Genomic DNA, 26,828 nt, shown 5'->3' on the forward strand with positions numbered 1-26,828 from the left:
TGTATCTATTGTTCGTCATTTTTTGTGATGAGACATCAAGGGTTCTGCGGATTTTTTTTGTCCCTAATTTATTTTTTCAGAGCTGAGTATGAAAAAAATTAAGATAAGCCTTGCATGGCAAATCGTAATTGCACTTATTTTAGGTATACTTTTAGGCTCTTTTTTGCACTATTCTCCTGAATATAGAGATGCCTTAGTAAATAATCTTTTGACGCCACTAGGCTCAATTTTTATTAACCTCATTAAGATGATCGTGATTCCTCTTGTTGTTTCAATGCTCATTTTAGGCATTGCAAATGCAAGTCACGGTTCAAACGTTGGTAGACTTGGTTTCAGAACCATTCTTTATTTTGAAATCATTACTACCATTGCCATTATTGTCGGCCTAGTTGCAGCCAATGTGTTCCAACCGGGTGCTGGCATTGATATGTCAACCCTCACGCAAGTCGATATTTCTAAATATCAAGAAACTACGCATGTCGTGAGTGAACAGTCTCACGGGCTGATACAAACAGTTCTTTCGTTAATTCCGCCAAACTTTTTCGCGGCGTTAACAAGCGGTCAAATGTTACCGATTATTTTCTTCTCGGTACTCTTTGGTATTGGTTTAGGCTCGTTAGCTCAAGAAACTAAACAACCATTAATTAATGTGCTCCATGCTGTTTCTGAAACCATGTTTAAAGTGACGCACATGATTATGATGTTTGCGCCATTGGGTGTATTCGGCTTAATTGCAGCAACTGTCGCAAACTTTGGTTTTAGCTCATTATTGCCATTAGTAAAACTGGCTTTATTGGTTTATGGCGCAATCTTCTTCTTTATTTTTGTGGTTTTAGGTCTTGTTGCCAAAATTTGCGGTTTCAGTATTTGGGCCATTATTAAAATTTTAAAAGATGAATTAATTTTGTCTTATTCTACGGCAAGTTCTGAAACGGTATTGCCACGTATTATGGAAAAAATGGAAGCCTATGGTGCGCCAAAACCCATTACGAGCTTCGTTATTCCAATTGGTTATTCATTTAACTTAGATGGTTCTACGCTGTATCAAAGTATTGCTGCTATTTTTATTGCACAACTTTACGGTATTGACTTAAGCATTAGCCAACAAGTCATTCTGGTTTTAACCCTCATGATTACCTCTAAAGGGATTGCAGGCGTGCCAGGTGTGTCATTTGTAGTACTGCTTGCCACCTTAGGCAGTGTCGGTATTCCACTTGAAGGCTTAGCATTTATTGCGGGTATTGACCGTATTTTAGATATGGCACGTACCGTTCTTAACGTTATTGGTAACGCTTTAGCGGTATTGGTTATTAGTAAATGGGAAGGTCAATTCGACACTGAAAAGCAAAAAAATTACAACATACAATTAAATGATACGCTATAATTTCACATAGTAAAAAAGGACACTTCGGTGTCCTTTTTTAATGCAGTAACCTAAATTTTTGATAAATAATCTCTATTGCTTATTTTACAAGCGATCTAAACCCGCTAGTATCGATTAATAATTATACAAAATAATCTAGAGGCTAAGCATATGGAAAACTTTATAAATAAACTCAGTAATCATATTGAACATGTGAAACGTGTCGGAATACATTGCTCGACAGAAAAAACCACCAAAAATTCAATTTATTGTTCCTGTCGATGACTCCCGACGTATTGAATTGACACGTGCAGATTTAGAAGTTCTACCGAATGGCACTATTTTTATTTATAAACCTGAATATATTTACCGAGTTGTGGGCATATTGAATGACTCAATAAATTTCTGTACCAACGACGATAATTTTAAGCGCAATATATAAAATGGTAGCAATAAAACGAATGTCATAAACCCAACTTATAAAAGCATCAAGGCGTATTATTGATGTCTTAATGCTTTCATTTTTATTTAATTGACTCACCAAATACCGCAACACTTAAATCACGAATTTGATTACTTCCACCTGCTTTATCAAAACTTACATCATATTGAACTAAGTTTTTATCGTAAGCATATTCATAAGTGACCGTATATTTGCTTGGCTGTTTGGTCGCTTTCACAATATTTTTAGCCACAATTTTTTTGGTTTTATAATTCTCTTTTGGCAACCCACGTGCAAACTTATGCATCTCTTTTTCATTACCCGTGAAACGTGCCTGCAATTCAGGTTCTAAACGTGTCATCAGTTGCGTAAATTTTTGTGCACGTAAATCATCATAAGCAGCTTGAGCCACTTGCTCTTGTTGCGGACTTGGGTCAGGTATGGCATTCATGGCTTTTTGACCCATTTTTTCACACCCTCCCAAAGCCAAAATTGACGCGAAAACTGCATACTTGAAATTATTCATACGTATTTTCCATCTTTACTATGCTGTATAGATAAAAAAGGACGCCGAAGCGCCCTTTCTTAAAACTCAAACTTAGTCTGCTTCAGGTTCATTTAAACCCGATTCATTTTCAGTTTCGTCGATAATCGTTTCGTCATCAATCAGCACTTCAGAAGGTTCTGCCAAAGATGCATCATCTAATAGCTCCTCTTCTTCAACTGCTTCAATCGCTTCTACACCAACCAATGTTTCGTTTTCACCTAAGCGAATTAAACGAACACCTTGTGCATTACGACCGGTTTGCGCTACTTCCGATGCACGTGTACGCACCAAGGTGCCACCATCAGAAATAAGCATCAATTCTTTAGATGCATCAATTGCGACTGCGCCGACAAGTTCCCCATTACGCTCTGAAGTTTTTAGTGCAATAACACCTTTACCACCACGTTTTTTAGTCGGGAAATCATCTACTGGCGTACGTTTACCGTAACCATTTGCAGATGCACACAATACTTCGCCAGTTTCAGGAACCACAACCAATGACACAATACGGCTGATAAAGGTCGTATCTAAATCTTCATCATCTGAATCGACATCATCAGCTTCTTCAGTCTGCACGGCACCAATGGTTACACGCATACCGCGCACACCCTTAGCTGAACGCCCCATCGAACGTACATCAGTTTCAGCAAAACGAATCGCTTTACCTTCGTTAGAGAACAACATAATTTGCTGTTCGCCATCTGTAATGGCTACGCCAATTAAAGTATCTGCTTCATTCAACTCAATAGCACGTAAACCATTTGAACGTACATTGCCAAATTGCTCTAGCTCTACACGTTTAATTGTACCTGCTTGCGTTGCCATGAAAACATAGTGGTTTTTGCGTAAGGTTTCGGCCAACGTTGCAAATTCAGAGACAATTTCATCATCTATGTCAGTTGCAGAAAGCTCTACACCCAGTTGCTTTAACTGTAAGCGCAGTGCTACAGAAAGATCATCACCATCTTCAAGTTCAGCTAAAGCTGCTTCAAGCTCAACAAAATGACCATTAATAATCTCATTTTCTTGAAGTTTAGCTTGATTGGCTTTAACGAATGCTTGGAAAGCGCTTAAACGATCTTTAAATTTCTTCGGTGCGTCAATCACTGGCAAAATTGCAGTAATGGTTTCATCGGTATCTAGAGGAAGTAGGTTCACCATTGGGCGACCTTTTGCTCCACGCGATGCTTGTGGCACGTCATAAACTTTCAAACGGTATACTTTACCGACATTGGTAAAACATAACACCGTCGCATGACTTGAAGTCACAATCAGATGCTGAATGTAGTCATCTTCTTTCATTGACGTTGCTGACTTACCACGACCACCACGACGTTGCGCTGCATAATCGGACAATGGCTGTGTTTTGGCATAACCTGTTTTAGAAACAGTCAACACCATTTGTTCTTCAGGAATCAAATCTTCACGTGAAAAATCGATACGTGATTCAATAATTTCTGTTTTACGTCCATCGCCATATTGTTGCAAAATTAATGCAAGCTCTTCGCGAATCACATTCATCAACAAATTAAAGTCATTCAAAATTGCTGTATATTCAGCAATTTGAGCTAAAATATCAGAATATTCTGCGTGTAACTTATCTTGTTCAAGACCTGTTAAACGGTGCAAACGTAATTCTAAAATTGCGCCCACTTGCGTCGGTGATAAACGGTAAATACTACCATCAAAACCATACGGTTTAGACAGGTCTTCACCCTCAATCACTTCAGGACGTACTGAAACCGAACCCGCTTTTTCAAGTAATGCAACCACACCACCTGAAGCCCATTCACCCGCTTGCAAACGCTCACGCGCTTCTGCAGGATTGGCTGAGGTTTTAATGGTTTCAATAATGGTATCAATATTCGCTAGTGCAACAGTCAAACCTTCTAAGATATGACCGCGTTCACGTGCTTTACGCAATTCGTACATCGTGCGTCGGGTAACAACCTCTTGACGATGGCGAACAAAAGCAGCAATGATGTCTTTCAAATTCATCAGCTTAGGCTGACCATTATCCAAACAAACCATGTTGATGCTGAACGAGTTTTCCAACTGAGTATTTTGGAACAAATTGTTCACAATCACTTCAGCATTTTCACCACGTTTTAAATCAATGGCAATACGCATACCATCTTTATCTGATTCATCACGAAGTTCTGAAATACCTTCCAGTTTTTTCTCTTTCACTAACTCAGCGATACGTTCAATCGTTCTCGCTTTGTTAACTTGATACGGAATTTCTGTGAAGACAATAGTCGTGCGACCATTTTTTGGGTCTTCTTCAAAATGGTATTTACCACGAATATGCAAACGGCCTTTACCTGTACGGTAAGCATCGACAATGCCTGATTTACCGTAAATAATGCCGCCTGTAGGAAAGTCTGGCCCAGAAATATGTTCCATCAAGCCTTCAATGCTAATGCTTGGGTCATTTGCATACGCCAAACACGCATTCACAACTTCAGTCATGTTGTGTGGCGCCATATTGGTCGCCATACCCACGGCAATACCCGTTACACCATTAATCAATAAGTTAGGTACACGAGTAGGCATGACTTGTGGAATACGTTCAGAGCCGTCATAGTTGTCTTCCCATTCAACTGTATCTTTTTCAAGATCAGCCAAAAGTTCATGGGTTAACTTACGCATACGCACTTCGGTATAACGCATGGCTGCCGCACTATCGCCATCGACAGAACCAAAGTTACCCTGACCATCGACCAATTGATAACGTAAGCTAAAATCTTGTGCCATACGAACAATAGTTTCATAAACAGCAGAGTCACCATGTGGGTGATATTTACCGATTACGTCACCGACCACACGGGCAGACTTTTTGTACGCTTTGTTGTAGTCGTTGCCCAATTCGTGCATTGCGAAAAGCACACGACGATGAACTGGTTTTAAACCATCTCGCACATCTGGCAATGCACGTGAAACAATCACGCTCATGGCATAATCGAGATATGAGCTTTTTAGTTCATCCTCAATGGCAATCGGTCTAATTTCCGATACGCTCATGCATACTCCTTATTATACAAGCAATATTTGCCCGTATTTATATGTCGTAAATCTTGCTAAAATTTCACTCAAAAGCATGAGTCAAAATCTAAAATACAGCCGTAAATTATAGCATAAACACTCTTATTTTTGTGTGATATACAGCAACTTAATCGCCTTAATTTAAGGGTTTATATCGTTTAAAACTTACTCAAAAATGGCTTTAATAATAATCTACCAATCGTTTGGCTTTTTTCTACCCAAATACTAAGAAAAACACTCAAAATAAGGTTCCCATCTGAGGATTAAAAACTACTTTTTATGGAGTAACGATGACAATTTATGCTTAAAGATGAGCTGTTCGGTATAGCTTTGCATAAGCTCTTTGAAAGTAAATTAAATCTAACTCGAGTGAAACCCCAGTCAGCTGATAAATCATGGCATGCAACTGTCCACGGTGATGACTTTGATGATTGAATACATGCGCCAGTACTTCAGCCAAAGGCTCACAATAGCGCTGATCACGACGGATATAATGAATATCTTGCGTAAACGCAGACTCACTTAAGGATTGAATGTGTTCTAGCAGACGCAAATCATGTGCTCTACGCGCCTGAATGCAATCTTCTACATTTGAGTAAAGCACCTCATCTAGTGCATAGCCCGATGGTTGATAACCGCAAATACGTTCCAACCAAAGCACATCACCCACATACAAATGATTCATCATGTGTAAAATGCTTTTAAAATAAGCGCCACAATCCTGCTTTTGTTGCTCAGTGCTTAAGGCTTGTATGGCGATATATAACTTGGTACTGACCCACTGATTATAGTGTGCAAACATTAAATAATGATTTTTAAAACTGTAAGGCATTCTGTACATCTTTCATGATGAATATTTTATTTATTTTTAGCATAAAAAAAGTCCTTACGCAGTTTATCCACGTAAGGACTTTTGAAACCTAAGTTTCAGAAATTAGATTTTAGAGACTAATTCTGGAACTACAGTATTCAAGTCACCCACTAACCAGTAGTCTGCTACTGCGTTAATTGGCGCTTCTTCATCTTTGTTGATCGCAACGATCACTTTAGATTCTTTCATACCTGCCAAGTGCTGAATCGCACCTGAAATACCTACAGCGATGTACAAGTCAGGTGCAACGATTTTACCCGTTTGACCAACTTGCATGTCGTTTGGAACAAAACCAGCATCTACTGCAGCACGTGACGCACCTTGTGCAGCACCAAGCTTGTCCGCTAATGGATCAAGAACTGCATGATAGTTCTCACCAGAACCTACACCGCGACCACCAGATACAACAATACGTGCAGCGGTTAATTCTGGGCGTTCAGATTTCACGATTTCTTCAGAAATGAACTTAGAAATACCCGCATCACCTGTAGAAGCAACAGCTTCAACTGTAGCAGAACCGCCTTCAGTAGCAACTGGATCAAACGCTGTACCACGTACAGTTGCAACAACAACAGATTCATCAGATTGAACCGTTGCGATTGCATTACCTGCATAAATAGGACGCTTGAAAGTGTTTGCTGAATCTACTGCAATAATGTCAGTAATCATGCTGACATCTAAAAGAGCTGCAGCGCGAGGTAAAATGTTTTTACCTGTCGTTGTAGAAGCAGCAAGGATATGTGAATAACCTTTACCTAGTTCTGCAACTAATTTCGCTACGTTTTCAGCCAATTGGTTTGCATAAGCTGCGTCGTCAGCAAGTAATACTTTGCTTACACCTGCAACTTTTGCCGCTTGGTCTGCAACTGCTTGAGCGCCAAAACCCGCAACCAATACAGTGATATCACCACCGATTTTTTGAGCCGCTGCAACAACGTTTAACGTTGCACCGTTTAGTGCTTTGTTGTCGTGCTCAGCGATAACTAAAATACTCATGATTTTTATCCTTCTGTATTAGATCACTTTCGCTTCGTTTTTCAATTTTTCTACAAGCTCATCGACAGATTTAACTTGTACACCAGCTTTACGTTCTGCAGGCGCTTCAACTTTAATCGTTTTAAGCTTTGTTGCAGGAGTAACGCCAAAATCGGCAGGTGATTTTACATCAAGCGGTTTTTTACGTGCTTTCATGATGTTTGGAAGAGCAGCATAACGAGGCTCATTCAAACGTAAGTCAGTCGTAATAATCGCTGGAAGTGCAAGTTCAACAGTTTGTAAACCACCGTCAACTTCACGAGTCACTTGTACTTTGTCGCCATCTACTTTCACTTCTGAAGCAAATGTGCCTTGGCCTGCGCCAAGCAATGCACCAAGCATTTGACCGACTTGGTTAGAGTCGTCATCAATCGCTTGTTTACCAAGAAGAATCAGTTGTGGCTGTTCAGCATCAACCACACCTTTTAAAATTTTAGCAATTTCAAGTGCGCCTAATTGGCTGTCATCAGCTTCTACCAAAATGCCACGGTCTGCACCAAGCGCCATAGAAGAACGAATTTGTTCTTGCGCTTCTTTAGCACCAATAGAAACCACAACGATTTCTGAAACCACCCCTTTTTCTTTTAAGCGAACCGCTTCTTCTACTGCGATTTCACAGAATGGGTTGATAGACATTTTTACGTTAGTAAGGTCGACCCCACTATTGTCCGGTTTAACACGAACTTTAACGTTGGCATCAACCACACGTTTTACAGCAACAAGAGCCTTCATGTAATCCTCGGCTGTTTTAGCAAATGTAAATATTGAGAAAAGTTAGTGTAACTCTTCACTTTAAATTTTTTAGGTGCCCTATCTTGCAATGCACATGGCATTTGGGTCAAGTCACAATTATCGAAAGAGTGGCAAAAATGCATAATTTTCCTTGAACTTAACGTTCACCTTTTTTCTATTTAATTTTACCTCACTGTTTTATTAAAACATTTATTCAAATTTTAATATTTGATTTTTATTATGTTTTTACTTGATTAGGTTCATCAAAAGTTTTGATTTAAGGTTTGTTTTTAGCTCACTCATCTATCTGCGCTTGTAAATTTCATCCTGACGAATCACACATCTAAACTGTCATTTTGGACAAAACACACTCATTTTGGTTAAGATTTGTGTTATTCGGATGACAATTGAAAACAAATTTAATCAATGCACCAGATGCATCTGATTATTTTAGGGTGCTAAAGATAAAAAATCCTGCCATTACCTGCAGGATTTTTTATCTTTAGCATTAATTGGATATTAACCAAACAGCTGCTAAGCCCAATAAGCCACCCGATGTCCCATCAATCCACTTTTGTTTGCGTGCATCAATATGGGTTTTTTGAGTGATTTTGGCAAAAACTAAACTTAGACTACAGTACACTACAAAAATTAAGCCGATAAAAACACAGGAAAGTACCAAGCCTTGCGTTACTGTATTACCAGACTTATCAATAAATTGCGGTAAAATCGCAAAATAAATTAACATGCCTTTTGGGTTTAACAGCGCAGTAAAAAAACCTTTCTTCACTGGACTTGAGCTACTTTGCTCTTCAATTGCCAACTTTTTAGGACTAAAAACTGATTTTAATAAATGCGCTGACAAATACAATAAATAAGCGATACCCAACCAACGGATAGTCTCAAATAAAATAGGGAAAGACACAATAATAGCCGCAATGCCTAAGGCAACTAAAATTGAATGTACCAAGTAACCTGAGCACACCCCTAATGTTGCCATCATGCCCGCTTTTGCACCCTTGCCCATTACTTGAGACAGAATAAACAACATATCTGGCCCAGGCGTAAAAATAAGTGGCGTCACGGTTAAAGCAAAAAGTACCAATACAGACATGTCCTTTTCCTTTTTCACTATCTTGAAAGGAGAAAAATAGTATCTGAGAATTGCGCTAAAATAGGATTTCATTTATTCTAAATTTATTACTATTTTTAGAATTAAATTCTAATTTATGAAAATTTCTTCAAAGTCTATTCTAGTAAAGCTAGATCGTATTGATAAAAATATCATTCGTACTCTGCAAAATAATGGTCGCATACAAAATAATGATCTAGCCAAAGAAATTGGCTTATCGCCGTCATCTTGCTTAAGGCGGGTTAAATTACTGGAAGAAGCAGGTGTAATACAAAGCTACACCACAGTAGTCGATCCACAAAAAATTGGGTTCCAACTTTTATTGATTTCGCGTATTTGGTTAGTTGGGCAAGATGCAGAAACCATTGATACCTTTATTGAGGCCATGAAAGAACTACCTCAGGTCATGGAGTGCTACATTATTTTAGGTGAATGCGATGCCATGCTAAAAGTTGTGGTGCCTGATTTAGAGAGTTACCGTAAGTTTCAATCCACACATCTGACCAAGAAAAATGGCATCACCAGTGTCAAAACCGATGTGCCAAGTCAAATTGTCAAACAAAGCTATCAGCTCCCTTTAGACGATTTATAAGTGCTTAAAAGATATAAGAGAATAAAATGCCTTATTCGATAGAAACGCCAAGACTGCTACTTCGACCTTGGCAACGCAACGACTTCGCTCTTTTTGCTCAAATAAATGCAAGTCCTGAAATCATGCGCTATTTCCCACAGCCTTTAAGCACCATTGAAAGCAATATGTTAGCTGAAAAATTTCAGCATTTGATTGAACTGAATGGTTGGGGCTTTTGGGCTTTAGAACTAAAGCAAACAGGACAATTTATTGGATTTACAGGGCTACATACGCAACCCGAATTATTTACCTTTTCGCCATGTACTGAAATTGGCTGGCGATTGGATTCTGCATATTGGCATCATGGTTATGCCACAGAAGCGGCTACTGCTTGCTTAAAGTTTGCTTTTGAAAAATTAAAACTGAATGAAGTGAAAGCATTTACAGCAGTACAAAACACGCCCTCTGAAAAACTGATGTTGCGTTTAGGTATGCAACATCAAGGCTATTTTGACCACCCAAAATTGGATCAACATAGCCCTTTATGCCGTCATACGCTTTATGGTATTACACCCACTGTTTTTCTAAAAAATCACGATGAATGTGACTTAAATCAATCAATTCATATTTTGACAAATTAAAGATATTCCAAACGGCAAGAAAATCTTGTTTTGAATCAAAGGAAACTGTAGGTGATTGGGTTTCTTGCCATTGCAAATCTGAAATCCATAAAAAGGCTTTCTGCGTATTGGCATTTAGTGCTTGTACTTTACCATTGGCATTAACACCCTGCACAAAGGTATTTTCAGGCAACGATGGCTCAATTTTTGGCAAACTGATTTCAACAAAATGTTTAACCTGTCGAAGACCATAGCCTGCAAAAATTTCTTTTTGTGCTGTATTGAGTTGCTCATACTTTTTTTGAATATCCAACATCATTTTATTTGCCTAGTTTCAATTAAATTCTTTTATATCTGCTACGGAACAAAAAACGATTCCTAGACTCAATTTATGCAAACACGGTGCATTAATCTGCTCTTTATACGTGAAAAATTGCCTTATTTTTATTCTACATTAGTACAAAGCATCATCATTATTTCTGCTTAAACATTTATTTTCGAGCAATTTATATGCTTTGTCTGCTTTTATCTAGATTTCTTAAATAAGTACTCATTCTATTTTAGAATGGCTAATTTCTAAACATTTTTTAATTATTATGCAAGATTTCATCAGATATTCAAAAAAAGAGTATTTTTTACTCAATAAATAGCTAAAAAAGTATCATTATCTTCTGATGGCTCGTCCAGTCTCTGCTCATACACCTACGCTCTCATCTCTTACAAAAACAGAAACGAGGAGTACGAAGCTTCTTATTTATTTTTTAGTTGCTCGCGGATGTGCCTGATCATAAACTTTCGCCAATTGATCAAAATCGACATGGGTATAAATTTGCGTGGTGGTTAAATTACTATGTCCCAGCATTTCCTGTACTGCACGTAAATCGCCACTATTAGACAACATATGACTGGCAAAGCAATGGCGTAGTAAATGCGGATGCAAATCGACATTGACCCCAGCGCGTTGCGCTTGAAACTTCACACGATTTTCAATTTGTCGTGCACCTAAAGGGTTGCCTTTTTGCGTAATAAATACACTGGCTTCAGGGACAAAATCGCCATGCCACAAAGGATAAATCTGTAGCCACTGCATGACCGCATCTTTTGCTTTACGACCAAACGGCACAATACGGGTTTTATTGCCTTTACCTGTAATGCGAAGCAATTGACGGTTAAAATCGACATCTTTAATACGTAACGCTTGAACTTCTGCCAGACGCAGACCACTGGCATATAACAATTCTAGAATCGCTTTATCACGAAGCCACATTTGCTGTTGTGCTTCTGTTTCAGGTTCAGGCTGATCTAATATTTGATTCACCGTTTCAATATCGACCAAACCGGGTAATGGTCGTGACTGGCGTTTTAGCTGAAAATCATTGGCAGGATTAAACTGCATAAACTGACTTTGTTCGGCCCATTTCATAAATTGGCGAATAGACGACAGCATACGTTGTAAGCTACTTGAACTTAAATGAAATCGCTCTACTTTAAACGCCAAATATTCACGTAAATCTGAGGTTTCAACATCTGACAACGCTAGTTTTTTGGTACTACAAAAAACTAAAAAATCAGAAACATCTCGCTCATACGCTTGTAAGGTATGTTTGGATTGATTTTGAATTTCTCGTTCTTTTAACCACATCGCCAACAATACGGTAGCATCATTTTCAAAAGACATGAACGACCTTAAACCTCTTTCTGCTCAAGACACATTAAATAATCCTTCACCTTTTCAGCCGTTTCTGAAATAGCTTTTGCAGCAAAAAGGTGGTCTCCACCCTGAACAATATGTAATGATGAATTGTGAAATTGCTGCTTAAGATAGTGTCCAACAGCTACAGGGCTTATAGGGTCACAATCGCCCCAAAGCAATAAAACAGGTTGCTGTATTTGATTCAGTTGAAGCGAATAATCGACCTGTGTTTTCACAAACCAATTTGGATGTTGTAAAAAAGTGCTTTGATACGCATTGCGCCAATCTTGAACATGAAAAGGGCTTAAATCAATTCCACCCGATGTAGCGATTAACACTAAACCTTTGACTAAATCCTTTTTTTGTAATGCTGCCTGTACTGCAAAAATTCCGCCCATGGACTGAGCAATTACAATACACTCTTGCTGAATTTTCGCTAAGACATAATTACCAAGGCTTGCAAAATCGTAAACATCTGGATGTTTCGGCGCATGATCAAATTCAGGATAAGCAATCACTTGCGTGGTATATTCTGCTGGTAACTGGGCAATTAAAGGTTCCCAAAATGCAGTACTGCCAGATGCCCCAGGTAAAAAAATAAGGTGTTTCATTCAGTCTCTAGGGTAATGGGTTCGAGCTACAGCATAGCCTATAGCCATAAAAAAGCACCATCGAATGACAGTGCTTTTTGACTTCTGACCAATTAACCTTGGAAATATTCCAAATTTAAACGACCTTCATAAACATTGGCTGTTGGGCCAGTCATCCAAACCACATCGCCTTCACGCCATTCAATTTGAAGCTTACCACCAGCCAATTCAATTTCAACAGAACTAGATAACAAGCCACGGCGCATCGCAGAAACAGCGGCAGCACATGCCCCTGTACCACAAGCTAAAGTTTCACCAACACCACGTTCAAACACGCGTAAACGTGCATGTTTATCATCAATAATTTGCATAAAACCCGCATTCACACGCGCAGGGAAACGCTCATGTGATTCCACTTGTGGGCCAAGACGTGCGACATCTGTTTGTAGCACATCAGACACAATGGTTACCGCATGTGGGTTACCCATATTAACAACATCGATGGTCAACACTTCACCGTCAGGCAAAACGATGTCATATAAATTTTCAGGTTCATCTGCAATAAACGGAATTTCATTGGGTAAAAATTTCGGATAACCCATGTTGACCCGTACCCAACCATTTGGCCCCAATTCAGGTTCAACAATTCCTGCTTTGGTCTGTACTTTCATTTTGGTTTTTGTGGTCAACTGACGTTCATGTACAAAACGGGCAAAACAACGTACACCATTGCCACATTGTTCAACTTCAGAACCATCTGCATTAAAAATGCGATATTTGAAATCTGCATTGGGTACATCTGGCGGTTCAACAATTAAAAGCTGATCAAAGCCAATGCCAAAATGACGGTCTGCTAAACGTCGAATAGTTAATGTATCTAAATAGGCACGCTGGCTAATTAAATCGAGAACCAAAAAATCATTGCCCAGACCATGCATTTTAGTAAATTCTAATAACATCTTGCATCACTCCTCTGGCAATAAGCATTCACGTTCCCACAAGGATTCAATGCTTTCACGTTCACGAATTAAATATGACTGATCTCCATTGACCATAACTTCAGCAGCACGCCCACGACTGTTGTAGTTTGAGCTCATCACGAAACCGTATGCACCCGCACCCATCACCGCAAGAATGTCATTTTCCTGAATCGCCAATTGACGTTCTTTCCCTAAGAAATCGCCTGTTTCACAAATTGCACCCACCACATCCCATTCTTTTACTTCGGTATCGGTACGCGGTGTCACTTCCTGAATGTCCATCCATGCTTCATAGAGTGCAGGACGAATCAGGTCATTCATAGCCGCATCAATAATCGCAAAATTACGGTGATTAGTCGGTTTCAACAAATCCACTTTGGTCAGTAATACGCCTGCATTGGCAGAAATACTACGCCCTGGCTCCATATACACTTTCATGCCTAATTTTTCTAAAGCAGGCTTCATGGCATTGGCATATTCTTCAACAGATGGCGGTGTTTCATCTTTATAAGTCACACCAAGCCCACCACCAATATCGATGTGTTTTAGATGGATACCCAATTCTTTGAGTTTCTCAATCATCACCATGACACGGTCTAAAGCATCGACAAAAGGCTGTGTTTCAGTCAATTGAGAACCAATATGACAATCAATCCCCACAATGTTTAAATTTGGCAAAGACGCTGCGTATTGATAGGTTTCATAAACGCTGTCTGATGGAATACCAAATTTATTTTCTTTTAAGCCTGTCGAAATATACGGATGCGTTTTTGCATCGACATCGGGATTCACACGCAATGAAATTGGCGCTTGCTTGCCTAATTTTGCCGCTACTTTTTGAATACGGTCGAGTTCCGCTGAAGATTCTACGTTAAAACAGGCAATACCAACATCTAGCGCTTTTTGAATATCCGTTTCCGTTTTGCCTAAACCAGAAAATACGATTTTCGATGCATCGCCACCCGCTTTCAATACCCGTGCTAGCTCACCGCCAGTCACAATATCAAAACCTGCACCCAGTTTGGCCAATACATTCAATACCGCAAGATTAGAGTTAGACTTTACCGCAAAACAAATTTGATGATCGATAAAGCTAAATGCACGGTCCATATCCAAATAATGCTTGGCCAAAGTATTTTTTGAATAGACATAAAGTGGTGTGCCGTATTGCGCTGCGAGCTGTTGTAATGAACATTGCTCTGCATGCAAAACCCCATTAATGCGGGTAAAACTCATGAATGTATCCTTGCTTAAGAGTTAAGGTGTAGAATTTGAATTTTCAACTTCTGCTGGTGACTGAACTGGAGCTATTTCGTTGTTTTCTTCAGTTTTTTTAGGCGCTTGCGTAGCTGAATGAAGTAAATATTTTGCACGCGAGTCAAAATTTGGGTCGCTTTGAAGCTGTAAAGCACCAGACTGACCGCAACCACTCAATGCAAAACCTATTGCGCATAAACTGATGTAGCAAATGGCTTGACGCATCTATTCACCTATCTCATATTTTCGAAGAAGTATAGCGCAATCATTTGCATGACCGAAGCGCTAAACGCTAGAGCTTATCTTTAGTCATAAAAAAACGCCAGTTTATAACTGGCGTTTTTTTCATTTGCTTCAATTATTTGTGTTTTGGCTTATAAAAACCAAAGTAACCAATAATTAAAATAACGAACCAAATTGGACTCACCATCAGTGCTTTCATGGTATCTGCTTCTAAAGAAAGCACATAAATCATACCAACAAAGAAGATGATGACCATCCAACACGTAAACAATCCACCCGGAAGTTTAAAGGTAGATTTTGCATGTAACTCTGGACGAGTTTTGTAATAAACGATGTAACTCCAGATAATCATTAACCAAACACAGATGAATAAAATCGTTGATAAAGTCGTGGCTAAAGTAAAAGCTTCAACTGTATTTGGAACGAAATATTGTAAGGCTGCACCTAATAACAAACACACCGCAGAGAAATAAAGTGCATTGGCTGGAACAGCACGTTTATTCAAACGACCAAAAGCTTTTGGCCCCTGATCTTCACGTGACAAACCAAATAACATTCGGCTTGTAGAGAACACACCACTGTTCATTGAGGACATAACAGAAGACAACACCACCAAATTCATAATAATTGCGGCCGCTGCAATACCCGCTTGGCTGAATAAATTCACAAACGGTGAAATACTTGGATCAATTTTATTCCATGGCGTAACAGACATCACAATAACCAAAGCCAACACATAAAAAACAATGATACGAATTGGAATTGAGTTCACGGCTTTGGGTAAGTTTTTCTCTGGGTCTTTGGTTTCTGCAGCCGTTGTACCGACCAATTCCACGCCCACAAAGGCAAAGATTGCAATTTGGAAACCTGCTAAGAAGCCCGTTACCCCTGTAGGAAATAAACCACCATGCGACCAAAGATGTGAAAATGCTGCAACTTCACCTGTCGTGGAAGTAAAACCTGTAAAGATCATCCATAAGCCCACCGCAATTAATACCACAATGGCAATAATCTTAATTAGTGCAAACCAGAACTCCAATTCACCAAACAGTTTCACGGTCACCAAGTTCAAGCCCATGATAAATACAATGGCGGCCACACTGATCATGACCCCTTCCCCGGGTGTGAAAGCTATCCCGCCATTAAAGAACTGTAGGTAGTAAATAATTGCCGATAAATCTGCAATACCAATGGTGATCCAGCACAACCAATAGGTCCATCCGACAAAATAACCTGCCCATGGGCCAATTAAATCTGTAGAAAAATCGATGAAAGACTTGTATTCAAGATTTGATAGCAATAATTCACCAAGCGCACGCATGACGAAAAAAACCATGAAACCAATAATCATGTAGATCAGTAAAATTGATGGCCCAGCTAAGCTGATCGTTTTACCCGACCCCATAAATAAACCAGTACCAATTGCGCCGCCAATTGCAATCAATTGTAAATGACGGTTGGATAAACTTCGTTTTAGTTCACTATCTTCGGTAGTTGAACTGAGGTTTTCATTTGACATTGTTATTTTGTCTCTCAGAATTCAGTGTATAAAAGTAGCCCAAAAAAATTAAAATCGAAAAAGTTTTTGGAGAGATTTATCAATATTTAGACGCTTTATCGCGCTTTAGAAGTTTTTTTAAACAATGTCACCTGTATCCTTATCTGTTTTAGCCTATCCCTGAATAAATCAGCATTTTGCGTGCCAATTTAAATTATGGTGAGAATAACTGACAAAAAATTGTGTTTATAAACAGCTATTGCTACATTCTCACCATCCATAATTTCTTATACAGATAAAGAGCTACATGAGTAAAGTCAAAACTGTTTACCGTTGCGAACAATGTGGGACTGATCATCCTAAATGGGCAGGCCAATGTACGGACTGCGGTGAATGGAATTGTCTCAGCGAAGTGAGCATTGCACCTGCGGTTATTCATCGTGCGCAACCCAAAATGGGGGCAAGTGGCGGTTATGCAGGTCAAGCTTCGTCCATCACCACCTTAAATAAAGTTTCAGTTTCAAAAGAATCTCGCCTTGCAACAGGGATTGGTGAGTTTGACCGTGTATTAGGTGGTGGATTGGTGACAGGTTCAGTCGTTCTGATTGGGGGCGACCCCGGTATTGGGAAATCCACCATTTTGCTACAAACCGCTACCTATATGGCGTCTGCCCAAAATCATGCCTTGTATGTGACAGGTGAAGAATCGTTGTCGCAAGTTGCCCTTCGGGCGCAGCGTTTAGACTTACCGACCGATCAACTGAAAGTTATGGCGGAAACTTGCGTGGAGCGAATTTGCGAAGTTTTAACGCATGAACGCCCTGCCGTCGCCATTTTAGACTCTATTCAAACGCTTTATACCGAAACTTTACAGTCTGCACCCGGCGGTGTTTCGCAAATTCGTGAATCGGCTGCGCTACTTACTCGCTTTGCTAAAAATAGTGGAACCTCCCTTTTTCTGGTGGGCCATGTGACCAAAGAAGGTGCATTGGCTGGGCCTCGTGTTTTAGAACATATGGTCGATTGTGTTCTGTACTTTGAAGGTCAATCAGATTCGCGTTTTCGTATGATTCGTGCTGTCAAAAACCGCTTTGGCGCAGTCAATGAATTGGGCGTTTTTGGCATGACCGATAAGGGTCTTCGAGAAGTGTCAAATCCTTCTGCCATTTTTTTAAGCCGCTATGATGAAGCTATTCCCGGCTCAATTGTACTTATTAGCCGTGAAGGCACACGCCCACTTTTAGTTGAAGTACAAGCACTGGTCGATGACTCTCAAGGCCAACCGCGACGTGTAGCTTTGGGCTTAGACCAAAACCGCCTAAATATGTTGTTGGCGGTTATGCATCGCCACGGTGGTGTGCAAACCTCTGGGCAAGATGTTTATGTCAATATTGTCGGTGGTTTAAAAATTACCGAAACTGGATCTGACCTTGCTGTATTACTGGCGTGTGCATCCAGTATTCGCGGAAAGGCTCTACCGCAGCAATTGGCCGTTTTTGGCGAAGTGGGTTTATCGGGTGAAATTCGTCCTGTACCCAATGGACAGGAACGTTTAAAAGAAGCCATCAAACATGGCTTTAAACATATTATTTTACCACGTGGCAATGCACCACAAAGCCCTATCGCTGGCGTCAATATTATTGCTGTTGCACGCTTACATGAAGCTTTAGCAGAAGCCATGAGCCTGAGTGAAGAGCTGAGTTAATCTTCAAATAGGTTATTTGCTTTTAATTTTCAATAAAATACGCTTTTTGTATTGAAATCCAGAGCAAATGCCTGCATAAATACAGGGCAATATTTTTATTTTTTATATTAGGAAAATTTAATGGAAGTTCGACAGCGTGGTTTGATTGCAGGCGTTTTAACTGCAGCTTTATTGGTTGCCCCTTTAACTGCTGAGGCAAAACGTGCGGGTGGCGGTAAAAGCCATGGTATGAGCCGTCAAGCCGCTCCGACTCAGTCTTACCAACAGCCTCGTCAAGCTGCACCAACTCAACAACCAGCAACTGCAGGCGCACCAGCAAAATCTGGTTCTAATATTGGTGGTATGGTTGCTGCCGGCGTAGCAGGTGCTGCAATTGGTGCGGTTGCTGCAAATGCCATGGCAGATGACAAAAATACTCAGCCCGCTTCTGAAGCGCAGGTTGCCCCTGCTGAAGAAAAAGGTGGTATTCCGAGTTGGATCTGGATTTTACTTGCTGCAGGTGCTGCCTTCTTTATTTTCCGTAAGATGGGCGCAAAAAAAAAAGTAGCCAATAACCCATTTTCACCCAATAACGGCCCGTCTAACAGTGCGCCATTTGGTCAGCAAAATACTGCACCACGTGGCCCTGCTGGCGACAATAGCAATATTTTTGGTCAGTCTGTTGGTGGTAACGGTGCATCGAACACCCCTGTGAACAATGCACCTTTTGCAGGTGGCGCGTACACAAACTCAGGTAGTCAATTACCTGATGGTTCTGAACCCGCTACATTCTTACGTGTTGCACGCCAACGTTTTAACCATATTCAATCAATGAACTCTGCAACCAATATTGCAGAAATTCAGCGCTACCTAACGCCTGATTTATATCAGTCTATGCGCAATGATATTATGGAAAATCAAGACCAAGACGTGGCTGAGTTCTCTAACTTAAATGCAATGGTAGCCGATGCAATAACTGAAAATGGTCAATATGTAGTAAGCGTGCGCTTCACTGGTACAGTGAGTGAAGACTTAAACAGCTTACCGCAACCGTTTGCAGAAATTTGGCACTTTGTGAAGCCTGCTGGTTCTGATCAAGATTGGTTGGTTGCGGGTATTCAACAAGACAGCTAATACTGTTATGCAGTAAAAAATAGCAACTTCGGTTGCTATTTTTTTAATCAATTGAATCAAAACTTACCATTAAATAACTGGTATAAATCAAAAAACACCTCATATTCATTTAAAAAATCAGCACAGCCTTATTTGGGGTTCATTCAGTTTTTATATTTTCTATAGAGGTTGTGTTCATCTTTCAAAACGTAGAAGTAGATAAAAATTTCTCATTTTCTAGATATAACACCCTAAGCCAATTTTAAGACACGACTTCAGAACGGAGCGTAAGGATGGAAAAATGAAGCTTCTAGGTGATATTTATACATCTAACATCTGTTAAAAAATTATTATTTCTACCTTATAAATGACTGATATAAATTAAAAAATTTACAAAAAAATCTGTCAAATAATTGATTTTAAGTATTATTTACAAACGAATCATTAAGATTTAAAGACTCAACGCTCCTTACACCAATACGCTTGATGGCTATTTTATTCTATTCACTTTTTAAGAAACCACTCATGTTAACCAAAATAATATTTTTTGAACTGGCTATATTAAATCTAAATGTTAATTGTTATCATTTAGATTATTGAAATTATAATTGTATTTTGACCTAAAATCATGAATAGCTCTCCATTAGAAATTACTACGCTCAAAACGAATGTAGCCCCATTCCAAAATAAACAAAGTGTCAATACAAGCTTAATCAGCTATCGATTTATGATTTTTTATCGCTTTGCTTTAGCCTTGATTGGTGGTTATGTCCTAGCCAGTTTAAGTGCCGTGGTTATTGCACAATATTTTATTGAATATCGTGCCAGTGCAGCCATGAGCGCCACACTTGTGGCTTTTTTACTTCATACCACAGCATTTATTTGGGTTTTTATGGTCAATAAAACCTTAAAAGCGACTTTGGGCATCGTAGTTCCTTGCCTTGTCCTCTTTGCCCTGATTAGAATTTTAGGAAACTAACATGCGTCCAGATGCCAAAGCGGAAGGACCGCGTCAGTCCATGTCATGGCTACATACATGGGCCAGTTTAATTTTAGGCTGGCTGTTATATGCCATCTTTCTAACAGGCACTTTAAGTTTTTTTCAAAATGAAATTACTGTGTGGATGAAACCCGAGTTACATCAATCTGTACCTCAAGCTTCTCAAATTCAGCAAACCAAAGTCGCGCTAGATTATTTACAACAACATCATCCACATGCAGGAAGTTGGAGCATTCAACTGCCCAACTCGCGTCAAAACACCACACAACTGACCATTCGTGAGCAAGGCGAAGACCCGCGCGCGCGTAGAGGTGGTAAACGTATTACACTTGATAGTGCAACAGGTCAAGTTCTGGAAGCTCGTGACACACGTGGCGGTAGTTTCCTTTATCGATTCCACTTTGAACTCTATGGCTTGCCTCGTCTTTGGGCACGTTGGCTGGTTGGTGTCGCCACATTACTGATGTTAGTCGCTATTATCAGTGGCGTAATTACCCATAAAAAAATCTTTAAAGATTTCTTCACTTTTCGTTCAGGCAAAGGACAACGCTCTTGGTTAGATGCACACAATGCAACCGCCGTACTGGCGCTACCCTTTCATATAATGATTACATTCAGTGGTTTATTGTTGCTGATGTTTATGCTGATGCCTTGGGGAATAGAACAGATTTATGAAAACCGTGGACAATTTCTGCAAGAACAAAACCGTACTATGGTGCAAGGTGGAAAGGTAGAAAATAAAAACCAAGCCACAAACCAACGCCAAGGCGCGAATGAAAATAGTGCTGAACATGGCAACCTGCAAACCAGAGGCAATGGCGAAAGTAGACGTCAACGTGAAAAGCCCCAAGCACATCCCGCACCGCTGGCAGGTTTAACAACTATAATTGAAAATGCACAATTGCAATGGAAGTCTAACCCCATTGGAAGCATCAATATTATTGCCCCCAATACCAATCAAGCCCAAATTGAATTACGTGCTTTGCACGGTGAAAGTGTTGCACATCGTAATGTTTATCAAACTCTAAATTTTGATGGTGTGACGGGTCAAAAGATTATAGATGAAAATGACCGTCTCAATAATCCATCCATTCCAATGGGCATTTATAATGTTGTTACTACGCTACACGAAGCTCGTGGTGTCGATTTAGCACTCCGTTGGTTGCTATTTTTATCGGGTATTGTTGGCACGTTAATGGTTGCTACAGGTTTAATTCTTTGGTGTGTTAAACGCGCTCCACAACAGCAAAAACAAGGGTATAAATCTTTCGGCTATCGTCTGGTTGAAGTCACGAATATTGCAGCAATTATTGGGCTACCAATTGCTTGTGCTACCTATTTCCATGCCAACCGATTTATTCCCAGTCACTTAGAAAATCGCTTAGATTGGGAAATACGAAGTTTCTTTATTGTCTGGTTGCTTACCCTTATCTATGCAATGTTCCGTACTCATCGTCAAGCATGGTTAGAACTTTTGGCTTTGGCGACTGTGGCATTCGCGTTATTGCCCATCATTAATTTTACTACTGGCGGTCAAGCACTTTGGAATAGCATTGCAAATGACCAATGGATGATTGCCAGCTTTGACCTTGCGATGTGGGTACTGGCCACCTTGTTTGCCTATTCATTCTATAAGGTAAAAAAGCATAAAGGCTTACCCGCTAAAAAATCCAAAGTGCCAAAAATCACAGCACAGGAGACTGACGCATGATGTTCTTTCTCTTTATTTGGACCATGAGTAATTTAGGTTTCTTTGCACTTGCAAGCTCTATGGCTAAACATCAAAAACAGATTTTCGGTCATGAATTGGATGTCCAAAAAACAAAGTTCACCACAATAATGGGTTGGATTTTGTTAATAATTGCTCTATTTATTTGTATCGTTTCTGGTTCTGTCAGCAATATGATGAGCTATTGGCTAGGTGCTTTAACTTTTGCAGCCTTATTCACAGGACTATGTTTAAGCTATTTAGAAACAAAGATGAAAACCATAGCCATCATCACCGCTGTCATAGCTACACTTTCTGGGCTCATTCATCTCTTCTGAATAAAGCATTCCACCACAAAAGCCAATCTTCGGATTGGCTTTTGTATTACAACCGATTAGGCTATGCATATTCTGCCCTTTTGGATTTACTATGTCTGATCTTCCTATCTCCCCAGAGCTATTTAACCGTGCAACAGCGGGCAACCGTGAAGCACAATTTGAACTTGCTGAAATTTATATGCAAAGTGAAAATGAAGAACATGTCGAACTTGCCGAAGAATGGGCACTAAAAGCCGCTCAACTGGGTCATGTAGAAGCCATGTATTGGCTGGGTGAAGGTTATTCATTTTATGCAAAAGAATTACTTGAAGAAGACCCTGAAGAAGCCAAAACCTATTTTGAACATGCTTACCGTTGGTTAAAACAAGCCAGTGAAAGTCATCATGCGGGTGCGATTTTAGAATTAGCCAGTTTATACCGAAGTGGCAATGGCACAGAAAAAGATGTTGCTCAATCTGTAGAACTGGTAAAACAAGCAGCAGAGTTGGGTGAAGCACAAGCCATGCGTGACTTGGCTTGCATTTATGAACATGGTTTAGGGGTAGATGCAGACGATGCAAAGGCCGATTACTGGAACGATAAAGCTCATATTGCTGAAGAAAAATAAGATTTAAACCAAGCCCGTCTATTGATGGGCTTTTTTCATGCAAATCATTCGTTCTTAAAATTTCCGCACAAAAATAATCTCTAAATCCTGTTTAGGTATAAAACCTTTTTTAACCATTTGAAATTGTGTTGGACTTATTTTTTTCACATCTCCTTCCCAACAAAAGGAAACCAATTCATTTGAATCACGCTCAATGGTAAGTTTAAAGTTTTGAATTGGCTTTGCCCAATTGGCACCTGTTTTTAAAATATAACCCAAGGCTTGATAAGGTGCATGTTGTGATTTTGCCTTTTTTAAACCTGCTTTAAAATTCTGATCCATACAATAAGTTTTTATGTCTTCTTCTGGATACACGGCTACAGACCCACCAACTAGCGGTGCGTATTGATGTTGCACGTGGGTTAAAGCATTTGCTTTAAAGGTTTGCTTCCAACTGTAAATCACTTGAGCAGACCATGTAATGACTTCATTTTTATCTTTTGGCAGTGCTTTTTGTAGTTCTGTATTTTTACAATTTCTCAGTTTGTTCTCAAAAATTTCATATGCATAATCTTGCCGATTCCACGGATTCAACATTTCTTTTTCAGTAAAACCGCATTCTTTAAATGCAACCGTTAAATCAAGTGGTGCCGACTTTTCATCTTTTTGAATAAATGTACGCACATGCATGTCTGGTTGTATCGATTTCCCATTGATCTGAACCTTAAAGCTTTTAAGCAATCGCTCTGTATCTGCAAAATCAGATTCAAAAAAGTTCTCAATTTTAGGAAGCGGAAATAAAATGGTTTCAGTAATGTCTCGAGGACTTAAATTTTTAAATTGATAATCGACTTGAATCATTTTTTTACTGATCAATAAATCTTCACTCAGCATTTGAACATCTTTGTTTTTAAGATACTGTACACCGCCCGTGGCGACATAGCCTGTGGAATCATTGGCCAATGTTGACATAGAAATTACACTTAAAATGATCATTACTTTTTTCATGATTATTGTTCTACTCCAAGTCAGCTCACTAAATTGAGCAGCCATTATTTAATCAATTCTACACCTCAAAGACTTATCAGTTAGATATTAATCAATTTCAGATTGGAACAAAATTCATTTCCAAGTACAATACTCCGCTAGTCGAGGGGTGCTGCGACGTTTTACACATTAGCTTATCAATGCTAAAGGTAAAATCGCTAGGCTCGACCATCGATCAAATGTTCAATTTGGTCAACAACGGCATCCGCGAACATAACGATCCAATCTATTTTTTATCTAGGAGATCCAGATGAACGCGGTTACTGCTTCATTTACAGATTACAAAGTTGCTGATATTTCACTTGCTGATTACGGCCGTAAAGAAATCAAACTTGCAGAAGCAGAAATGCCTGCACTGATGGGCTTACGCAAACGCTATTCAGCGGAAAAACCACTTGCAGGCGCGAAAATTCTCGGCTGTATTCACATGACCATTCAAACTGCGGTTTTAATTGAAACCCTCGTTGAATTGGGCGCAGAAGTTCGTTGGACGTCATGTAATATTTTCTCTACTCAAGACCATGCTGCTGCCGCAATTGCTGCTGCGGGTATTCCTGTATTTGCTTGGAAAGGCGAAACTGAAGAAGAATACAACTGGTGTTTAGATCAACAAGTAAATGTAAATGGTACGCCTTGGGATGCCAACATGATCTTGGATGATGGTGGTGATTTAACATTACTTGTTCATGAAAAATACCCAGAAGTGATTGCAAAAATTCACGGCGTAACTGAAGAAACAACAACAGGCGTACAACGTCTGTACGAAATGCTTCGTGACGGAACACTAAAAGTTCCTGCAATCAACGTAAATGACTCAGTTACTAAGTCTAAAAACGACAACAAATACGGTTGCCGTCACTCGTTAAATGATGCGATTAAACGCGGTACAGATATGCTTTTATCTGGTCGTCGTGCACTTGTGATCGGTTATGGTGACGTTGGTAAAGGTTCTGCACAATCACTTCGTCAAGAAGGTATGATTGTACGTGTAACTGAAGTTGATCCAATCTGTGCTATGCAAGCATGTATGGACGGTTATGAAGTTGTTTCTCCATACAAAAATGGCGTGCAAACTGGTAAAAAAGAAGACATCAATCTTGACCTTCTTCAAAATACAGACTTGATCGTAACAACAACGGGTAACTACCACGTTTGTGATTCTGCAATGTTAGATTCACTAAAAGCAGGTTCAGTTGTATGTAACATCGGTCACTTTGACACTGAAATTGATACCAACTACTTACGTGGTTACAAATGGGTTGAAGTTAAACCTCAAGTACACCAAGTGTATCGTTCAGAAGACGAAAATAACTACCTAATCCTTCTTTCTGAAGGTCGTTTAGTGAACCTTGGTAATGCAACGGGTCACCCTTCACGTATTATGGACGGTTCTTTTGCCAACCAAGTATTGGGTCAAATGCATTTATTTGCTGAAAAATTTGCTGATCTTCCTGAATCTGAAAAAGCGGCTCAAATCCGTGTAGAACTTATTCCTAAAAAATTAGATGAAGAAGTTGCAGCGGCAATGGTTCTTGGTTTTGGTGGCGTGTTGACACAATTAACACAAGTTCAAGCTGATTATTTGGGTGTTGCCGTTGAAGGTCCATTCAAATCTGAGACTTATAAATATTAATAACCCTCACCCCATTCCTCTCCCAGAGGGATGGGGGTGATCACCTGATTAATAAACGAATGAAATTCAATTTCGTTCATGTAAATTAATTTGGTTTGTTCCCTGCAAAATATTCAGTAATGAATAACTCCTCTCCCTTTGGGAGAGGTTAGGGAGAGGGTGAAAATGAATAAAAAGTCTTATAAAAAAGGATTTAACCATGACCAAACGTGTTCCTATTTCGTTTGAATTCTTTCCGACCAAAACAGATGTCGGTGCGGAAAAACTTCGCGTTGTTCATCAAGAACTACAACTATTGAACCCCGATTTTTTCTCTGTGACTTATGGTGCGGGCGGTTCAACCCGTGAACGTACTCTAGCTGCCATCAATGACTTTAATGGTAAAGGTACACCTGTTGCCCCTCACCTATCGTGTATTGGTGATGACAAAGCACGTATTGCAGAACTGCTTGATTTGTATCAATCACAAGGTATTGACCGTATTGTTGCATTGCGTGGTGACTTACCGTCAGGTCAAGTCGGCTTAGGCGAATTACCTTATGCAACCGACTTGGTACGGTTTATTCGTGAACATTCGGGCGATCACTTTCAAATTGAAGTGGCGGCTTATCCTGAAATGCATCCACAAGCTGAAAGTTTTGACTTAGACATTCAACGTTTTTGTGACAAAGCCAATGCTGGTGCAAATGCGGCAATTACTCAATTCTTCTTTAATCCAGATGCCTATTTCTACTTTGTAGACCGCATTCAAAAAGAAGGTGTTGATATTCCAGTTGCGCCAGGCATTATGCCCATTACCAATGCCAGTAATCTTATTCGCTTCGCAGATGGTACAGGTGCTGAAATTCCACGTTGGATTCGCAAGCAATTGGCTGTCTATGGCGATGACACTGCAAGTATTAAAGCTTTCGGCCATGAAGTTGTAGTGAATTTATGTGAACGCCTGATTGCAGGTGGCGCACCAAGTTTGCACTTTTATACCATGAACCAAACTGAACCTAACCGTCAGTTGGTCTTGGACTTAGGCTTAGCTTAATTTTAAATATATTATTTGGCTTAATTTCGATTAGGCCAAATTGAATTCCTTTTTATTGATTGTT

Annotated in this window: 26 protein-coding genes; 12 read left to right on the top strand and 14 right to left on the bottom strand. The window is 39.6% G+C overall.

Features of this window, described 5'->3' with window-relative positions:
• Window positions 1–88 precede the first annotated feature (88 nt).
• Together gltP and BBP83_RS15145 are read left to right on the top strand one after the other, a co-directional pair.
• The gene (gltP, locus tag BBP83_RS05090) at window positions 89–1,384 is read left to right on the top strand and encodes a glutamate/aspartate:proton symporter GltP (protein WP_068886328.1); all 1,296 of its coding nucleotides are present in this window, start codon (window positions 89–91) and stop codon (window positions 1,382–1,384) included.
• Between the two features lie 199 nt (window positions 1,385–1,583).
• On the top strand, window positions 1,584–1,805 hold the full coding sequence (locus BBP83_RS15145) for a hypothetical protein (protein WP_141689953.1): 222 nt from the start codon (window positions 1,584–1,586) through the stop codon (window positions 1,803–1,805).
• A gap of 82 nt (window positions 1,806–1,887) precedes the next feature.
• Here the strand turns inward: BBP83_RS15145 and BBP83_RS05095 are convergent, their stop codons facing one another.
• The 6 genes from BBP83_RS05095 to BBP83_RS05120 all read right to left on the bottom strand — a co-directional run bounded on the left by BBP83_RS05095 (window position 1,888) and on the right by BBP83_RS05120 (window position 9,149).
• Complete coding sequence (locus tag BBP83_RS05095) at window positions 1,888–2,331, bottom strand: DUF3887 domain-containing protein (protein WP_068886329.1); 444 nt, start codon at window positions 2,329–2,331, stop codon at window positions 1,888–1,890.
• A 72-nt stretch (window positions 2,332–2,403) separates the two neighbouring features.
• Entirely contained in the window at window positions 2,404–5,376 is a 2,973-nt protein-coding gene (gene gyrA, locus BBP83_RS05100; protein ID WP_068886330.1) for a DNA gyrase subunit A, read from the bottom strand.
• A gap of 325 nt (window positions 5,377–5,701) precedes the next feature.
• A complete protein-coding gene (locus BBP83_RS05105) occupies window positions 5,702–6,229 on the bottom strand; it encodes a DinB family protein (RefSeq protein WP_068886331.1) in 528 nt (175 codons plus the stop codon).
• Between the two features lie 102 nt (window positions 6,230–6,331).
• Complete coding sequence (locus BBP83_RS05110; protein WP_068886332.1) at window positions 6,332–7,264, bottom strand: FAD-binding protein; 933 nt, start codon at window positions 7,262–7,264, stop codon at window positions 6,332–6,334.
• Window positions 7,265–7,282: 18 nt separating this feature from the next.
• Entirely contained in the window at window positions 7,283–8,035 is a 753-nt protein-coding gene (locus tag BBP83_RS05115) for an electron transfer flavoprotein subunit beta/FixA family protein (protein ID WP_068886333.1), read from the bottom strand.
• Between the two features lie 508 nt (window positions 8,036–8,543).
• Complete coding sequence (locus tag BBP83_RS05120) at window positions 8,544–9,149, bottom strand: LysE family translocator (protein WP_068886334.1); 606 nt, start codon at window positions 9,147–9,149, stop codon at window positions 8,544–8,546.
• Between the two features lie 115 nt (window positions 9,150–9,264).
• On the opposite strand from BBP83_RS05120, the gene BBP83_RS05125 reads away from it, so the two are divergent.
• Window positions 9,265–9,759: an Lrp/AsnC family transcriptional regulator gene (locus BBP83_RS05125; protein ID WP_068886335.1), complete on the top strand. Its 495-nt coding sequence runs from the start codon at window positions 9,265–9,267 to the stop codon at window positions 9,757–9,759.
• A gap of 26 nt (window positions 9,760–9,785) precedes the next feature.
• Window positions 9,786–10,379 carry a GNAT family N-acetyltransferase gene (locus tag BBP83_RS05130; RefSeq protein ID WP_068886336.1) on the top strand — a complete coding sequence of 198 codons (594 nt, stop codon included), beginning with the start codon at window positions 9,786–9,788 and terminating at the stop codon, window positions 10,377–10,379.
• Here the strand turns inward: BBP83_RS05130 and BBP83_RS05135 are convergent.
• The 7 genes from BBP83_RS05135 to BBP83_RS05165 form a co-directional block, all read right to left on the bottom strand.
• Window positions 10,306–10,677 carry a hypothetical protein gene (locus BBP83_RS05135; protein ID WP_068886337.1) on the bottom strand — a complete coding sequence of 124 codons (372 nt, stop codon included), beginning with the start codon at window positions 10,675–10,677 and terminating at the stop codon, window positions 10,306–10,308. The genes BBP83_RS05130 and BBP83_RS05135 overlap by 74 nt on opposite strands.
• 435 nt (window positions 10,678–11,112) lie before the next feature.
• Window positions 11,113–12,036 (bottom strand): site-specific tyrosine recombinase/integron integrase, encoded by a 924-nt coding sequence (gene xerA / locus BBP83_RS05140; RefSeq protein WP_068886338.1) that lies wholly within the window; start codon window positions 12,034–12,036, stop codon window positions 11,113–11,115.
• 8 nt (window positions 12,037–12,044) lie between these two features.
• A complete protein-coding gene (locus BBP83_RS05145) occupies window positions 12,045–12,662 on the bottom strand; it encodes an alpha/beta fold hydrolase (RefSeq protein ID WP_068886339.1) in 618 nt (205 codons plus the stop codon).
• A gap of 92 nt (window positions 12,663–12,754) precedes the next feature.
• Entirely contained in the window at window positions 12,755–13,600 is an 846-nt protein-coding gene (dapF, locus tag BBP83_RS05150) for a diaminopimelate epimerase (protein ID WP_068886340.1), read from the bottom strand.
• 6 nt (window positions 13,601–13,606) lie between these two features.
• Window positions 13,607–14,857 carry a diaminopimelate decarboxylase gene (gene lysA / locus BBP83_RS05155; RefSeq protein WP_068886341.1) on the bottom strand — a complete coding sequence of 417 codons (1,251 nt, stop codon included), beginning with the start codon at window positions 14,855–14,857 and terminating at the stop codon, window positions 13,607–13,609.
• A 21-nt stretch (window positions 14,858–14,878) separates the two neighbouring features.
• A complete protein-coding gene (lptM, locus tag BBP83_RS05160; RefSeq protein WP_068886342.1) occupies window positions 14,879–15,103 on the bottom strand; it encodes an LPS translocon maturation chaperone LptM in 225 nt (74 codons plus the stop codon).
• A 133-nt stretch (window positions 15,104–15,236) separates the two neighbouring features.
• Window positions 15,237–16,640, bottom strand: coding sequence for an amino acid permease (locus BBP83_RS05165; protein ID WP_068886343.1), 1,404 nt, complete (start codon window positions 16,638–16,640; stop codon window positions 15,237–15,239).
• 286 nt (window positions 16,641–16,926) lie between these two features.
• Between BBP83_RS05165 and radA the strand changes: the two genes are divergently transcribed.
• From radA to BBP83_RS05195, 6 genes are all read left to right on the top strand, one after another.
• On the top strand, window positions 16,927–18,324 hold the full coding sequence (radA, locus tag BBP83_RS05170; RefSeq protein ID WP_068886344.1) for a DNA repair protein RadA: 1,398 nt from the start codon (window positions 16,927–16,929) through the stop codon (window positions 18,322–18,324).
• A gap of 120 nt (window positions 18,325–18,444) precedes the next feature.
• Window positions 18,445–19,437, top strand: a complete 993-nt coding sequence (locus BBP83_RS05175; protein ID WP_068886345.1) for a Tim44 domain-containing protein — start codon at window positions 18,445–18,447, stop codon at window positions 19,435–19,437.
• 607 nt (window positions 19,438–20,044) lie between these two features.
• Complete coding sequence (locus BBP83_RS05180; protein ID WP_068886346.1) at window positions 20,045–20,395, top strand: hypothetical protein; 351 nt, start codon at window positions 20,045–20,047, stop codon at window positions 20,393–20,395.
• Between the two features lies 1 nt (window position 20,396).
• On the top strand, window positions 20,397–22,127 hold the full coding sequence (locus tag BBP83_RS05185; protein WP_068886347.1) for a PepSY-associated TM helix domain-containing protein: 1,731 nt from the start codon (window positions 20,397–20,399) through the stop codon (window positions 22,125–22,127).
• A complete protein-coding gene (locus BBP83_RS05190; protein ID WP_068886348.1) occupies window positions 22,124–22,462 on the top strand; it encodes a DUF3325 domain-containing protein in 339 nt (112 codons plus the stop codon). Before BBP83_RS05185 ends, BBP83_RS05190 begins: the two co-directional genes overlap by 4 nt.
• Window positions 22,463–22,553: 91 nt before the next feature.
• Window positions 22,554–23,069, top strand: coding sequence for a tetratricopeptide repeat protein (locus BBP83_RS05195; RefSeq protein WP_068886349.1), 516 nt, complete (start codon window positions 22,554–22,556; stop codon window positions 23,067–23,069).
• A gap of 54 nt (window positions 23,070–23,123) precedes the next feature.
• Here BBP83_RS05195 and BBP83_RS05200 read toward each other — a convergent pair whose 3' ends face one another.
• Window positions 23,124–24,056, bottom strand: a complete 933-nt coding sequence (locus BBP83_RS05200) for a DUF4424 family protein (RefSeq protein ID WP_068886350.1) — start codon at window positions 24,054–24,056, stop codon at window positions 23,124–23,126.
• Between the two features lie 289 nt (window positions 24,057–24,345).
• Between BBP83_RS05200 and ahcY the strand changes: the two genes are divergently transcribed.
• Both ahcY and metF read left to right on the top strand, forming a co-directional pair.
• Window positions 24,346–25,728: an adenosylhomocysteinase gene (ahcY, locus tag BBP83_RS05205; protein ID WP_068886351.1), complete on the top strand. Its 1,383-nt coding sequence runs from the start codon at window positions 24,346–24,348 to the stop codon at window positions 25,726–25,728.
• A 199-nt stretch (window positions 25,729–25,927) separates the two neighbouring features.
• Complete coding sequence (metF, locus tag BBP83_RS05210) at window positions 25,928–26,764, top strand: methylenetetrahydrofolate reductase [NAD(P)H] (protein ID WP_068886352.1); 837 nt, start codon at window positions 25,928–25,930, stop codon at window positions 26,762–26,764.
• Window positions 26,765–26,828: the final 64 nt, after the last annotated feature.

This window comes from Acinetobacter celticus, assembly GCF_001707755.1.
Lineage (GTDB): Bacteria > Pseudomonadota > Gammaproteobacteria > Pseudomonadales > Moraxellaceae > Acinetobacter > Acinetobacter celticus.

Coding starts and splice junctions, on each gene's coding strand:
- gltP (WP_068886328.1), top strand. CDS start 89: ATGAAAAAAATTAAGATAAGCCTTGCATGGCAAATCGTAATTGCACTT.
- BBP83_RS05095 (WP_068886329.1), bottom strand. CDS start 2,331: ATGAATAATTTCAAGTATGCAGTTTTCGCGTCAATTTTGGCTTTGGGA.
- gyrA (WP_068886330.1), bottom strand. CDS start 5,376: ATGAGCGTATCGGAAATTAGACCGATTGCCATTGAGGATGAACTAAAA.
- BBP83_RS05105 (WP_068886331.1), bottom strand. CDS start 6,229: ATGCCTTACAGTTTTAAAAATCATTATTTAATGTTTGCACACTATAAT.
- BBP83_RS05110 (WP_068886332.1), bottom strand. CDS start 7,264: ATGAGTATTTTAGTTATCGCTGAGCACGACAACAAAGCACTAAACGGT.
- BBP83_RS05115 (WP_068886333.1), bottom strand. CDS start 8,035: ATGAAGGCTCTTGTTGCTGTAAAACGTGTGGTTGATGCCAACGTTAAA.
- BBP83_RS05120 (WP_068886334.1), bottom strand. CDS start 9,149: ATGTCTGTATTGGTACTTTTTGCTTTAACCGTGACGCCACTTATTTTT.
- BBP83_RS05125 (WP_068886335.1), top strand. CDS start 9,265: ATGAAAATTTCTTCAAAGTCTATTCTAGTAAAGCTAGATCGTATTGAT.
- BBP83_RS05130 (WP_068886336.1), top strand. CDS start 9,786: ATGCCTTATTCGATAGAAACGCCAAGACTGCTACTTCGACCTTGGCAA.
- BBP83_RS05135 (WP_068886337.1), bottom strand. CDS start 10,677: ATGATGTTGGATATTCAAAAAAAGTATGAGCAACTCAATACAGCACAA.
- xerA (WP_068886338.1), bottom strand. CDS start 12,036: ATGTCTTTTGAAAATGATGCTACCGTATTGTTGGCGATGTGGTTAAAA.
- BBP83_RS05145 (WP_068886339.1), bottom strand. CDS start 12,662: ATGAAACACCTTATTTTTTTACCTGGGGCATCTGGCAGTACTGCATTT.
- dapF (WP_068886340.1), bottom strand. CDS start 13,600: ATGTTATTAGAATTTACTAAAATGCATGGTCTGGGCAATGATTTTTTG.
- lysA (WP_068886341.1), bottom strand. CDS start 14,857: ATGAGTTTTACCCGCATTAATGGGGTTTTGCATGCAGAGCAATGTTCA.
- lptM (WP_068886342.1), bottom strand. CDS start 15,103: ATGCGTCAAGCCATTTGCTACATCAGTTTATGCGCAATAGGTTTTGCA.
- BBP83_RS05165 (WP_068886343.1), bottom strand. CDS start 16,640: ATGTCAAATGAAAACCTCAGTTCAACTACCGAAGATAGTGAACTAAAA.
- radA (WP_068886344.1), top strand. CDS start 16,927: ATGAGTAAAGTCAAAACTGTTTACCGTTGCGAACAATGTGGGACTGAT.
- BBP83_RS05175 (WP_068886345.1), top strand. CDS start 18,445: ATGGAAGTTCGACAGCGTGGTTTGATTGCAGGCGTTTTAACTGCAGCT.
- BBP83_RS05180 (WP_068886346.1), top strand. CDS start 20,045: ATGAATAGCTCTCCATTAGAAATTACTACGCTCAAAACGAATGTAGCC.
- BBP83_RS05185 (WP_068886347.1), top strand. CDS start 20,397: ATGCGTCCAGATGCCAAAGCGGAAGGACCGCGTCAGTCCATGTCATGG.
- BBP83_RS05190 (WP_068886348.1), top strand. CDS start 22,124: ATGATGTTCTTTCTCTTTATTTGGACCATGAGTAATTTAGGTTTCTTT.
- BBP83_RS05195 (WP_068886349.1), top strand. CDS start 22,554: ATGTCTGATCTTCCTATCTCCCCAGAGCTATTTAACCGTGCAACAGCG.
- BBP83_RS05200 (WP_068886350.1), bottom strand. CDS start 24,056: ATGAAAAAAGTAATGATCATTTTAAGTGTAATTTCTATGTCAACATTG.
- ahcY (WP_068886351.1), top strand. CDS start 24,346: ATGAACGCGGTTACTGCTTCATTTACAGATTACAAAGTTGCTGATATT.
- metF (WP_068886352.1), top strand. CDS start 25,928: ATGACCAAACGTGTTCCTATTTCGTTTGAATTCTTTCCGACCAAAACA.